This window comes from Priestia sp. 53B2 (assembly GCF_056099005.1).
Genome location: NZ_JBLZXA010000021.1, coordinates 12860 through 26185, shown reverse-complemented (window position 1 = coordinate 26185; position 13326 = coordinate 12860). Strand labels below are relative to the sequence as shown.

Annotated in this window: 12 protein-coding genes; 2 read left to right on the top strand and 10 right to left on the bottom strand. The window is 32.7% G+C overall.

Going from position 1 to position 13326, the window contains the following annotated elements; genetic code table 11:
• Window positions 1–436: 436 nt before the first annotated feature.
• From ACN6NE_RS19505 to ACN6NE_RS19460, 10 genes are all read right to left on the bottom strand, one after another.
• Window positions 437–2299, bottom strand: coding sequence for an ABC transporter permease (locus tag ACN6NE_RS19505; RefSeq protein WP_474326725.1), 1863 nt, complete (start codon window positions 2297–2299; stop codon window positions 437–439).
• Window positions 2274–3038 carry an ABC transporter ATP-binding protein gene (locus tag ACN6NE_RS19500; protein WP_061859993.1) on the bottom strand — a complete coding sequence of 255 codons (765 nt, stop codon included), beginning with the start codon at window positions 3036–3038 and terminating at the stop codon, window positions 2274–2276. Before ACN6NE_RS19500 ends, ACN6NE_RS19505 begins: the two co-directional genes overlap by 26 nt.
• A gap of 86 nt (window positions 3039–3124) precedes the next feature.
• A complete protein-coding gene (locus ACN6NE_RS19495; RefSeq protein ID WP_061859956.1) occupies window positions 3125–4126 on the bottom strand; it encodes a sensor histidine kinase in 1002 nt (333 codons plus the stop codon).
• A 13-nt stretch (window positions 4127–4139) separates the two neighbouring features.
• Complete coding sequence (locus ACN6NE_RS19490; RefSeq protein ID WP_061859955.1) at window positions 4140–4829, bottom strand: response regulator transcription factor; 690 nt, start codon at window positions 4827–4829, stop codon at window positions 4140–4142.
• A 238-nt stretch (window positions 4830–5067) separates the two neighbouring features.
• Window positions 5068–5229 (bottom strand): hypothetical protein, encoded by a 162-nt coding sequence (locus ACN6NE_RS19485; protein WP_171843289.1) that lies wholly within the window; start codon window positions 5227–5229, stop codon window positions 5068–5070.
• A gap of 1130 nt (window positions 5230–6359) precedes the next feature.
• The gene (gene bacA / locus ACN6NE_RS19480; RefSeq protein ID WP_474326722.1) at window positions 6360–7157 is read right to left on the bottom strand and encodes an undecaprenyl-diphosphate phosphatase; all 798 of its coding nucleotides are present in this window, start codon (window positions 7155–7157) and stop codon (window positions 6360–6362) included.
• Window positions 7158–7187: 30 nt separating this feature from the next.
• Window positions 7188–7925 (bottom strand): ABC transporter permease, encoded by a 738-nt coding sequence (locus tag ACN6NE_RS19475; RefSeq protein ID WP_474326719.1) that lies wholly within the window; start codon window positions 7923–7925, stop codon window positions 7188–7190.
• Entirely contained in the window at window positions 7918–8838 is a 921-nt protein-coding gene (locus tag ACN6NE_RS19470) for an ABC transporter ATP-binding protein (RefSeq protein ID WP_474326716.1), read from the bottom strand. The genes ACN6NE_RS19475 and ACN6NE_RS19470 overlap by 8 nt, the downstream gene beginning before the upstream one ends.
• Before the next feature lie 76 nt (window positions 8839–8914).
• Window positions 8915–9952 (bottom strand): sensor histidine kinase, encoded by a 1038-nt coding sequence (locus ACN6NE_RS19465; protein ID WP_474326713.1) that lies wholly within the window; start codon window positions 9950–9952, stop codon window positions 8915–8917.
• Window positions 9942–10655, bottom strand: a complete 714-nt coding sequence (locus tag ACN6NE_RS19460) for a response regulator transcription factor (RefSeq protein ID WP_474326710.1) — start codon at window positions 10653–10655, stop codon at window positions 9942–9944. Before ACN6NE_RS19460 ends, ACN6NE_RS19465 begins: the two co-directional genes overlap by 11 nt.
• Window positions 10656–11171: 516 nt before the next feature.
• On the opposite strand from ACN6NE_RS19460, the gene ACN6NE_RS19455 reads away from it, so the two are divergent.
• Together ACN6NE_RS19455 and ACN6NE_RS19450 are read left to right on the top strand one after the other, a co-directional pair.
• Window positions 11172–11327 (top strand): hypothetical protein, encoded by a 156-nt coding sequence (locus tag ACN6NE_RS19455; protein ID WP_474326707.1) that lies wholly within the window; start codon window positions 11172–11174, stop codon window positions 11325–11327.
• A gap of 758 nt (window positions 11328–12085) precedes the next feature.
• Entirely contained in the window at window positions 12086–13216 is a 1131-nt protein-coding gene (locus ACN6NE_RS19450; RefSeq protein ID WP_310331733.1) for a DUF6602 domain-containing protein, read from the top strand.
• Window positions 13217–13326 lie beyond the last annotated feature (110 nt).

Below are 13326 nucleotides of genomic sequence, written 5' to 3'. Positions count from 1 at the left end.
GCCAAAAAGAAAAGCTTGCATCAAAATGGTGCAGGCTTTTTTATCTTTTATAGGTGATTGGAGAAAAAACTCAACCATATAATGGCGAGATACAGTATGAATGAATTACTATGCAGGGTTAGAGACACCTTCCTTAACTAATGGAGGAATTTTTCTGAGTTTAAGATGTATAAATTATACACCTTTAGTTCTCCTAATGTTCTTGTTCGTAACTATCAAAATCCATAATTATCACTGGAATACCACTATTGTTATGCGTAATTAGCCAAATTGTACATAAGACATTAGATAAGAAAATAGAGTTGTGCTTAAAAAGAGTCAAGCAGGAGAGGCGAAAGAGCATTTTTAAATTAAGTAAACCCTGGAGTTTTTCTTTTTCCTTTCAAAAAAAGAATTAAACAAAGTCTAATCCTTTTTTACTGTATTGTTATTAAACTTAAATTGACGCCTTAATCTGCTTTGTGTAGAAAAAGCGTACAATGAAGAAATAAGCAATCTGAATGACTAGAAAAACACTTAGAACAATAACGGATTCCTTAAATAGATTAAAGTAGAACAGGTGTGATAATGCCGTAAGAGCTACAGCACCATGAATAAGCGCCACAACGATTGGTACGAAAAACAGAATCATGGTTTGCCTATTTAATACTTTTTTTAATTCCTTATCAGTTAATCCCATTTTTGATATAGACTTGAATTTTTGTTTATCTTCATCCAGATCCATATAAAGTCGGAAGTATAGAAAACTACCAGCTGATACAAAAAAGACAATACCAATAAATAGTCCAACAAATAAGATGGGACCGTAGCCTTTCATTATTTCATATATTTCATAATCTACTGCTGTAATCTCAGATCTTGGTAGTTTCTTGTATAGCTTTTCAGAGGCTGCTATCACCCTGTCTTTTCCATCTTGTGCTTGCCAAGCATAATAGCTTTGCTCATCCTCTGGCTTAGGAAGTTGACTATAGTCTTCATCGGATACGATATAGTATGAACCAGATACAGGTAGGGATTTTGACTGAATGATTTCCTTTACTCTTAAAGTAGAGCCTGAAGTTAATTTAATTGTTTCATTTAGTAAATCTCTCTTTGGCTTGAGGTTTGTACCGATAAAATCAACAACCATAACCTGACCATTTTTTAAGTTAATAGGAGTTTCTCCAGTAAGTAAGGCAAATCTGTTAAAATCAGACTGATTAACAATAAGGGTTTTGTCTCTACCAACTTTATAATAATCTAACATTGTGTGCTCTGAATATGCCTTAATGTTTTCTTCCTTTAAAGTCTTATTTATAAATGCTACATTTTGTTTCTCGTTATCTTTAGATGGCTTATAAGAAAATGAAGCTGCATAAGTAGATTTTACGCTTGAAGTCATAACGGTTTGAAATCCGAATAAAGAACCAATTGCACAAAATGCGACGGTTGAAACCATAGCTACCATGAAAAAAGTTCGCGCATTATCTTTCATACGAAAGGCCAAATCCGAAAATAGCAACATGTTGGTTTTAAACCAAAAAACACGCTCATTCTTCCTTAGTCTTCCAATAATAAATACGCTTAGTTGCGTAAACAACAGATAAGTTCCAATGCAAACAACGATACTAACTGGAATCATTGCACCTACAACCATTGCTCCCTGTGCTAATAAGGCACCAACATACCCTGCTCCTAATAAAAGTACAGCTAATACTGTTAAAAAAAGATTCGATTTTGGCTCACCCTTAGATATTTTACTGCCTTTAATTAATTCCATTAGCTTTTTACTACGTAGAATATACGTGACAAATATGGAAATGAAGAAAAATAAAATTGTAAAAGAAACAAAAGTAACTATGATTGCTTTGGCTGGAAAATAAAAAGATAGCGCATGTTCAATAATAAATACATTTTCAGCTAGTAGTAAAATGGCCTTTGCAAAAACAAGGCCAAGAAATATACCGCCTAGTGTTGCTGAAAATCCAATGAGCATATTTTCTATAAACACCATCAAACGAATTTGTTTCATTGACATACCTTGCATCATTAATAAACCAAACTCTTTTTTACGGGATTGTAAAAAAGAGCTCATGGAATATAAGACAAACAATAAGGAAAACACATAAATAATTCCTGCTGCCGCATTCATTCCTGTTGTTACGCTCGAGCTCATATCGTCTTCATTTAATACAGGATGGTTGGCAAAAATAGAGAAGGTAAAAAAGACCATGACCGTAAACAAACTGCTAAGAAAATAGGCTACATATAACCTCTTATTACGTATGACGTTGTTAAACGCGAACTGTCGAAAGGTCATGTGCATTACCACCTAATAAAGAAAGTGTATCTATAATCTTTTGGAAAAAGGCCTGACGATTATCACCACGATGTATTTCTGAATAGAATTTACCATCACGGATAAAGATGACACGATTACAATAGCTAGCTGCCTGCGCCTCATGTGTCACAAGCATCATTGTAGTTTTCTCATTTTTATTGATAAACTCAAGCATTTCCATCACGTCTTTTGAAGACTTGGAATCAAGATTTCCTGTTGGCTCATCTGCCAGTAAAAGCTTAGGAGTATGAATCATAGCTCTCGCCACAGCTGCTCTTTGTGCCTGTCCACCAGATATTTCATAAATCCTTTTTTTCATAATGCCCGTAATTCCTAATTTCTCAGCGATTTCATATGCCTTTTCCTTCATTTCACCCACTTTTTTTCCGTCCAATGTTAATGGTAAGACAATATTTTCTTCAACGGTTAAGGTATGAAGTAAATTAAAGTCTTGAAAGACGAATCCCAATTCCCGACGGCGAAATTTTGCTAATGCGTCTTTTTTTAATATATGGGGGTTCTTTTCATTAATTAGGATTTCCCCTGTTGTGGGTTCATCAATAGTAGCAATTATGTTTAGGAGCGTTGTTTTCCCACTTCCTGATGGACCCATAACCCCTACAAATTCCCCATCGTCAATGGTCAAATTTATATCCGTTAACGCACGATAGGCAATTTTCCCTTCATAAATCTTACTCACTTGTTTTACTTTTAACATCACAAGCTCTCCCCTCCATGTACTTGAGTTGTGATTAGTATATCTTTTATGTAATCTTAAAAAAATCGTTTTTCCTTTCACTTATCTTACATCCTTGTAAGGTTTTGTGTTTTCCCAAAAATCACCTGAAAGGCTGACCCTTGGCTCAATTTGGATTCAAATTCAAGTCGATGGCCAAGGTGATCAGCTGCTTCTTTCGCTAAATATAGGCCCATACCTGTAGATTCTCTAAACTTCCTTCCGTTTTCCCCTGTATAAAAGGGGTCAAACACACGGCGCTTGTCCGTTTCAGGAATCCCAACACCAAAGTCTTTCACCTCTAAAACAGCCTCTCCTTCTTTTTCAAAAATGGTAATATCAACTCTATTACTCACCCCTTTAGAGTATTTGACTGCATTATTAATCAACTGTGAAAAAATAAAGAACAGCCATTTTTCATCCGTCTCAACAATCACTTCTTCTTTTTGCTGCAGGACATTGGGGTATACTCGATTCCGTATATAAAACCTTTTATTTTCACTATTTACTTCCTTAATTACCGTGGACAAATTTACAGGTTTAATATGGAAATCTTGTTCAATGGTCCGGAGTCTTGCCATGTAGAGGATTGTGTTTAAGCCGGTTTTCATTCGGTCTGTCTCCTCACGAATACTTGAAGATTCAGGTTCATCTAAGTTTTGAGCAATTAGTTCAATAACAGAAAGAGGTGTTTTCATCTGATGGACCCATTGATCCATAAACTTTAAGTGCTCGTCTTGCTTGGCCTCTAACCCTTTTATTCTGGTTTGATAATGCTTGTACTGACTCTTTAGCAAATAGTCAAGCGCTTGGGAAATTGGAGAAGCTTCCGTCGTCTGAAAAGAGTCATCCAAGGAAGAAAGTTCGTTTGTTAATCTCCTATAAAATTTGCGGCGGCTTGAATAGTGGTAAGCAAGGTAACCTGTGAGAAAAAATAGTCCAAGAAAGACTGCATAGAAGGCTGGAAGAAGATGTCGATAACCATCAAGCCAATAAATGGAAAGAACTACAAAAAATTGTACGATTTGTGTAGCAATTAAAAAAGTATGCTCCCTAAAGAATAATTTCATTTCATTCCACCTTTCACCATGTAACGATCAGGCGGTAGCCAGCACCCCTAACGGTTTCTACTAAACCTGAAAGTCCAACTTCCTCAAATTTCTTTCTTACTCTTGCTATATTTACATTTAGGGTATTTTCATCTACATAGAATTGTTCATCCCACAGTTTTTCTAGCAAATCTTCACGTCCGGCAACACGAGGATATCGCTCTAGTAAACTTTCAATTATATCTTTTTCTTTTTTTGACAGCAGGATTGTTTGATTGCGGAATGATAATTCTAATCTTTCAGGAAACAGCTTTAATCCCTCTACCTCTAATATTCGTTCTTGGACTTTTGAAGAATATTCTCCGTAGGCGCGGCGAAGCTGACTACGGATTTTCGCCATTACAATTTCAGGATAAAACGGCTTTGTGATAAAGTCATCGCCACCATTTTCAAGTGCCAACACTTGATCCATCTCCCCTATTCGTGCCGATATAAATATAACTGGACAGATAGACTTGTTTCGTATTTGCCTACACCAGTAATACCCATCAAAGCTAGGAAGATTAATATCTAATAATACAAGGTCTGGCTTTTGCTTATAAAACTCTTCCATCACATAATCGAAATTCTCCACGGTGATGACATTATAGCCATATTTCCCTATATAAGACTGAAGGTGCTCCGCGATTTTGGGATCATCCTCAATGATTAATATTTTCTGCATCTCTTCACTCCCTCTTCTCTAGAAAATTATGCCACAAAAAATACATGAATTCAAAACACATAAACAATTAAAGGAATATATCCTTATTTTTGTCTAAAAGAACATTTTACTTTTTTAAAAATAAAGGAGCTTGCAAGGAAATACTTTCTCCTTATAAGACCTTGGTACATAATCCTGAGTTGACGTCATAGTCTATTTTTGAATTATTGGAGAGGGAGAAGCAAGGGGGAGCTTACGTTTATCCTAGCGTGATAAAGACATCATTCTCATAGGGTGCTTCAAATCCTCGGTGAAGTAACTCTTCTAATGTTATCTCTTCATGTTGTTCTGTAACCGCCATAATCGGATATTCTAACGAGATAATACGGGCATCTTGCTCTTTTTCTTCATCTTTCTTCACAAAAAGCTGAAACAGTGCAATATTTTGTTCAGTATGATAAAAATGACGCTTACTAGGTTTGCCCCCACTTCATGCGTATGCTTGAACGTTTCTAAATCTTCTTCATTTACAAAATAACAGTTGATTCCCCGGTTTTCTTCTTAGAACGCCGGTCACAGTTCTTGTTTAATATATTTATTGACTGGTGTAACCGAGATATCTGGTTGTTGCGCTACCTCTTTTGTTGTAAGTTCAAGCTTTCTTATTTCCTCGTGTAAACGAGCGACACATTCGATATGCTAGTCGTCTTTATTAGTAGAGTTTGAATTTTCTTGTTAAGATAAATGTACAAATTATTATATTCGATAAAATAGATATGATATAAATCATTTATTAAATGGTGATAACTTTACTGTTATTAAAGATAATAATTAATATTTCTTTGTATTTGTAGTGATTAGTAATTTATCATAGTAAATTTATATTTAAATATAGGTTAAAATTATCCATAAAATATATGTAAATATTAAAACTATATTATAAAAATATAGTTTTAATATTTACACTAATGGACGACAAATACAACGTTTTTCATCATCAAAATATTTTACTGTACCTGTTTTACTTTCCAATATCAATAATCTCCTAAAAACTTTATTTAATAAGTAATTATATATGAAGACAAAAATAAAATGCTTTATGTAACCAAAAAAAGCCTCTTTTCTAGAGGGAGGCTTTTGAGCTTATTTTTGTTGGAATAAAATGTTTGTTTAAACTTTCGTGCTGGATACTTTTTACGGTCTTTCTGTCACTTTAATTGATAATTTGCGTATATTTTAAGTGTTATTTTGCACATCCGATTTTAAAACCCCAGCTAACTTCACATGAGAAGATTAGCTGGGGTTCTTAATTATTTACATCCAATCATTTATAGAACTATTTGTAAAAAAAGCGAACGCTCTTTGTTCAGTAATCGCGCCCTTTTCTGGAAAAAGGAATCAGTTTTTAACTTTCTCTATGCACCCTATTGCTGGATCACCAAAAGGTCATACATTACTTAATAGAAATAGCCTTTTCATGACTCAAAACTAATATTATTTGTTAATCATATTTAATTACCATTATCCTTCATTTTTATAAAGAAGCTTCATTTAAAACAATACATATGCCGTAAATACAATAGCTAACACCATACGATAATAGGCAAAAGGTGTTAATCCCAATTTTTTAAGTATCCTTAGGAAGGTTACTACAGCCACCATTGCTACAATAAAAGAAGTAATAAAACCCGTTACAAACATTGGTATATCATTTGTACTTAAGTAATTCCAACTTTTTAATAAATCTAAACCTGTTGCACCAACCATAACAGGAATAGCAATTAGAAATGAAAATTCTGATGCGGTTTTATAACTTGCCCTTGTCAATAATCCTCCAGAAATTGTTGACCCTGCTCTTGAAAAACCAGGATAAACTGCTAAACATTGAAATATGCCAATTGTTAATGCCTGTCGATAAGTTAATTCATCTAATGAATGGGAAATAGGTTCTTGTTTCTTTTTTTCTGCAAAAATCATAAGTATAGCACCTGCTACAAGACCAATTACAACAGTATTTGGACGAAATAGATATGTTTTAATGATATCATGTAATAACAAACCAGCAATTACCGCAGGTAGAACACCTAATATGATGTGTAAAGCATTGAATTTCTTTTGTTTCTCTAAAATTGGCCTAATATTAAATAATGAAATGAGGCGCTTGCGATATAAGACAGAAATAGCAAGTATTGCCCCTAACTGTATAACAATCTCGAATGTTTTCGCTCTTTCACCTTCAAAACCTAATAAATGACCAACTAATATCAGATGACCTGTGGAAGAAATCGGTAAAAATTCTGCTAACCCTTCGACAATTCCTAATATAATGGCAATTACAATATCATTCATCCTTTTACTCCTAAAAAATATTTTTATTGATCAATGAATATCCACCTTTTTAAAGTAGACAATTGTTGCAATGAATCCAATGATAGATGTAGCAAAAATAGTGGTATAAGAAATTTCCGCAGGGTATGTTGGTAGAAGAGTACCATTTGCGATATCTCCTGCTGCTGCCCATGGAAATAGCGCCCTATGTTCCGAATTTCCACTCATTACGTTAATCAAGGTTATTACGATTGTTAATATAATTGTTGGCACATAATTCTTCATCACAACTGCTACAAGTACAATTGGGGTTGATAGAATAAAAACAAGTACTCCACCCGTAATAAATCTCCCTAAGTATTCAGCCATCAATGGGGTACTTAGACCTTGGAACTGCCCTAATATCCCTAAAAGTAGAGTTAATCCCCAAGCAACTAATGTCAATAGCATGATCCACATTAATAAAATGATTAATTTACTCATAATAAAGTTTATTCGTGACACTGGAATGGTTAAAAGATTTTTCAAGGTGTCTTCCATATATTCACGGCTAAAGAGATAAGCAGTAATGACTCCATATAAAGGAACCCCTATTATTAATACAGTATACAAATTAGTGTCAGAAAAAATTTCAGAAAAAGTAATTAGTTGTGCCGGATCTTCAGTTTTCATGTGGACATAGGATGCGACTACCACCATAAAGGGGGCTACCACTGATCCTAGAATGCTAATGAAGAACATCTTAGAGCGTTTAAGTTTTAAAAGTTCCGTATATAATAGATTAACCAATCGTGCCACCCCCAACTAATTTAGTAAAGTAGTCTTCTAATTTGTCTTCACTCATCATAATCTTGAATACTTCAATATCGTTTTGTACAAACAATTTAGTCATTTTCCCCTGTTGTCCTAGATGAGAATAGACTCGGATATTGCCATCATCATGAACTTCATAATCTAAAATATTAAAGTGCTTCTCTAGAAGCATCACTGCTTTATTGTCGTTAGATACTTGGAACTCTATATATCTCTGGTTTCTTTTTCTAAGATGATCAGATGTGATCTCTTCTAAGATCTTCCCTTCATGAATGATCCCCAGCGTATCTGCCAACTGCTCTATTTCTGATAAAATATGACTAGAAATCAATATCGTTATATTTCTTTCTTCGGCTAATGATTTAATTAGGCGACGCATCTCTTTAATGCCAATAGGATCCAATCCATTGGTAGGTTCATCTAATATTAATATTTCGGGATAATGGACAAGAGCTCTGGCAATTCCTAATCTTTGCTTCATTCCTAAAGAATATTTACCCACTAGCTTTTTCGTTTCATTGTGAAGGCCAACAATCTCTAACGCTTCTTCTATTGCATTTTTCTTGTAAATCCCCATGATTTTAGCATTAATTAGTAGATTTTCTTTGGCTGTAAGGTTTTCGTAAAACCCAGGCATTTCGACCATAGAACCGATTCTTCTCAAAATCTCTTTTTGATTCTTGAACAAATCTTCTCCGAATATTTCGATTTTTCCATTGTTTGGTTTGATTAACCCCAATAACATTCTAATTGTAGTCGTTTTCCCTGCACCATTTCGCCCTAAAAAACCGTATATCTCCCCTTCATTCACATTCATATTCAAATGATCTACTGATGTCTGATTGCCATATATCTTCGTTAAATCAGTGGTTTTTATGATTACACTCATTTTGTAACACCTCCTTGTAGTAAGCATAGTTACATTATAAGAAGGCACATTTAAATGCTTCTTATCTATTTCTTAATTATTTCTTAAATCTGTTCATGTGGTTATATCTTGGGATCGAAAAGCCAAACGTAGTTTTTTCCCACGGAATACTCTCCACCCATATTTCCCCTTGATTTTTTTCAACAAGTGCTTTAGCTATGGCAAGTCCTAGTCCACTTCCCGTACTAAAAGGAGTCCTAGATTGATCTCCCCGATACATTCTTTCGAACACGAATTCTAGATCCTCTTTTGGAATACCAGGTCCCTGATCCCAAATATGCAGTTGATATTCATTCACTTTTTCTATAAGCTCTATCCCTAATAATTGCCCGTCTTTTCCATATTCCAATGCGTTCTTAATTATATTACGTATGATTCGGATAAGGCTTAGACGATCTGCCATGACAAAGCAATTTTTTTCAGGAATACTAATATGTAGCTCTACACGATTGTTCTTCATTTCATGCAAAAACTCAATTAACGATTCCCTAACAATTTCAGCTAAATCAAGGAATTCTTCCTTCATTGGGATTTCATCTGCATCAAGCTTTGCCATATCAAATATTTCATCAATCAATTGTTTTAAACTGCCTGCTTTCTTAGAAAGAATATTAAGATATTCTTGTTTTTCATCTTCTGACGTTGCTATGTCATCTTTGAGGGCATCAATATATCCAATAATTGAGGTAAGAGGAGTTCGAATATCATGTGAAATACTAGATAGAAGGCTTTTCCTAGCTGTTTGAGATTTGGCCGACTGAACTTGAACTTTTTCTAGCTCTTCAATTAATTCATTAATAGAAAAAACGACTTCATCAAATAGGTAATCGTCCTTGGCTAATAATCTGGTCTTAAAGTTTCCTTTAGTTGCCCGCCTTAACTCCACAGCCATGTGTTTTAACCTAACGCGAGTAAGAAATCCTTTTATTAAAACAATGAATGTTACAGTCAATAATGAAATAAATAAAGACCCCTTGAACAGTCCTATTGCATGATCATACATATCTAAAAAAAAGAGTCCGGTAATCATTATAAATTGAAAGGTAATAAGCAAGATATACTTGTCATGATTCATCTTTTTCACCTATAAACTTATATCCTATGCCCCATATAGTTTGAATGAACTGCGGGTTTGAGGGATCTATTTCTATTTTCTTTCTAAGTTTTCTAATGTGTACCATCACTGTATTATCATCTTCTATATAGTTTTTGTCCCAAATATTACGAAATAATTGTGTCTTGGTAAATACCTGTTCAGGGTGGGAAGCGAAAAATTTCAGCAGTTCAAGTTCCTTTGCGGTTAATGATATTTCTTCTCCTCTTACAGTAACTGTGTATTTTTTTAGATCAACCGTTAAGCCTTTGAATCTTATAAGTGTATCTTCACGAGGTGTGCAATTACTACCTAATATCAAAAATCTCCTCATAAGAGCCTTGATTCTCGCGACCACTTCATTGATGCTAAAAGGCTTAGTGATATAATCATCTGCGCCAATACTTAAACCTAAAATTTTATCCACTTCGTGATCCTTTGCAGTGAGCATAAGTATAGGCACATTTGTTTTATTCCTAAGCCTCCTGCATACCTCAATACCATCAACATTGGGCATCATTAGATCTAAGATTATTAAGTTGTATATATTCAAATCAAATAAAGCAAGGGCTTCTTCACCGTTTGCTACCACATCTACTTTATACCATTCTCTTTCTAGATATTTTTTCAACAGATCTCTAATTTCTTTGTCATCATCAGCTATTAGTATTCGAATATCTTCCATATTTTCACCTACTATTCTTTAATTGCAGTGTACTATAGCATATTTCAACCTCAATAATAGAATGTTTTTATTATCAATAAGTTCTTTTTGGTTACATTGATTTTTACTCCTTTACTCTCAGATAACTGACCTTCAGATAGAATATTTTAGATGATTAAATAAGATTTTTAATCTACATCGGTAGTTGCATTACTACCACCTTTAATTTTCTCTTCTTCTCTTTCAATAGAATAGTTCGTTTATATTAAAAATCACCTCTAATATAACAATATCTTAAAGGGTTATTTTTTACATTATTTTGATGAATCTTTTGTAAATCGTTTTTAATAAGTAGGATATTCCTTGTTTCACTCTAATTAAACAACCGTAAGCTTCAATATACTATCTAAAAATCCCTTTTTTATTAAATTATATGGCTCGATTGCTGAACAAAGTTAAAAAATAACATATTTTCTAATTAATCAAAAAAATTGTAAGTTATACTATGTAAAGGATTCATATAGGAATGTAAAAAAGATGGAGAGATTTAGTTATGAATTTACAGATAATGAATTGGTCGCATTTCCCATTAACGAAGAGTCTATTGCGAAACAAATGGCAGATGAATGTGAAGGTGAGATTGTAGTGAAAAACGCTACATTTAAGGGTTATATTAGGCAAGGAGAAAGGTGAAGTGATTATATAAAATATAAAGAGAAAAACTTATGTAAAGTCTATACCTTTAAATAAAAGATAAAATACTTGCCTTTTAAGAAATTATTGTATTCATAATAACATAATAGAAAATTTATGAGTATTTAATGTTGATATATTTTCAATAATATAACCTATATTAGAAATACAAAATAAAGGTCTTTCGCAGAAAGAAGTAAATTAATAAATCCTTTTATAAAAATCAAAGTTTTATCATTTACACTTAGTGATGACAAATTAGAGATTATGCTCGTAATATACACTTAATATTGTTTTATAACGAATAATATAAACACTAAATGTATAACATTTCTTACATAAAAATAATTATTAATATATTTTATTAAAAATAGCGTTAATAATTACACATATTGTAGAAAAACCCACAATTTGTCGTCACTTAGAGTAAATAGTAAAACTAATTATTTTCATGAAGTACTTTATGATTTACTTAACATAAAATTTATTATCGACGCTAAATTACTAAGAGAAAATTTTCAAAGTATATGTGTATATCAATCTATAAAACTGTACAGACTAATAACGTATTCCCCCCCTATTCCAATAAATTTGAAAATCCTTTGCTTTTATGGCAAAGGATTCTTTTTTTATTAAAAGTAATTTATTAAAGGATTTAGCTTTTTTATTTTCCAATAAATAATTCAGGAAAATATATAACAATTATAGAATTAAAGTAAAGTTATACGTTATATAGAAAAAATGTAGGGGGAAAACGAATGCTTAAAAAGTCTATTCATGCCGCAGCTAAGAAAATGCAAATAGATTTTGCGGAAGTAACAGAAAACATTAACCATATGGGAGAAAGAGGGGGTAGCAGAGAAGAGATCTTACTCAAATATTTAGAAGATTATATTCCTATTAAATATGAGATGAATAATGGAGTAATAATCGATGCAACGGGAGAACAAAGTAGGCAACAAGATATTATCATCTATGATTCATTTAACAGTCCTGTTTTATTAAATATGCAGTCTACAAAAATGGTACCCATAGAGAGTGTTTTTTCAGTAATTGAAGTTAAATCATCATTAAATAAAACTGAGATAAACAAGTGTGTAAATAATATCTTAAGTGTTAAATCTTTAGTTAAAGATAGTCTGGATGGAATAAATTCACCCACAGCCGGATTTGTATTTGCTTTTACTTCATCTACAACACTAGAAACATTATTAGATAATCTAGTCGAAAAAAATAAAGAAGTGGAAGAAAATAAACAGATTAGTGCGTTGTGTGTGTTAGATAAAGGGTTAATTGTAAATGTATCAAAGAAAGGGTTAAAAGACATTACTCTTATACCAAATGAAGATACCACTCCTGCAATAATTAAAAATACACCTGAAAATAATTTAATGTTATTCTATCTCTTGCTGATGCAATACCTTAATCAGTCAAGTGTATCTGTACCAAACTTATTGAAATATGCAAGTGCTGGGGAGTTGTTAAATATAGAATACTCTATACCTAAAAAGCATATCCCATTAGATAGTTATTATGAAATAAATGGGGGGAGAATTGATTTAGATATTGTTAATGCAATGATGAAGGACTCAGATTTACAAAAAAAAATGCAAGATGGTAAAGCTAACTCGGAGGATTTAATGTTATATTTTAGCAGACAAATAGAAAATATAATTAGACATGGTGAAAATTTTGTTGGATCGCCCCAACATGGTATGATATTCATGGGAAAGTTCTATCTATATTCTAATATAAAAAAAGCAACAGTTATTTTTAATAAATTAAATAATGGGGAAAAAGTTGATGAACAAGATATAGATTTCTATGCTAAATTTAGCGATGATATGTATACACAATATCAGTCTCAATTACAACCTCCTAATCAATAAAGAATTACTTTTTCAATTACTTTAGGTGTAACATTAAAATAAAGTTAACCTAAAGTAATTAAATAAAAGGAGTCTCCCCAAATTAAGACACGGGGGCTCCTTTTATCTTG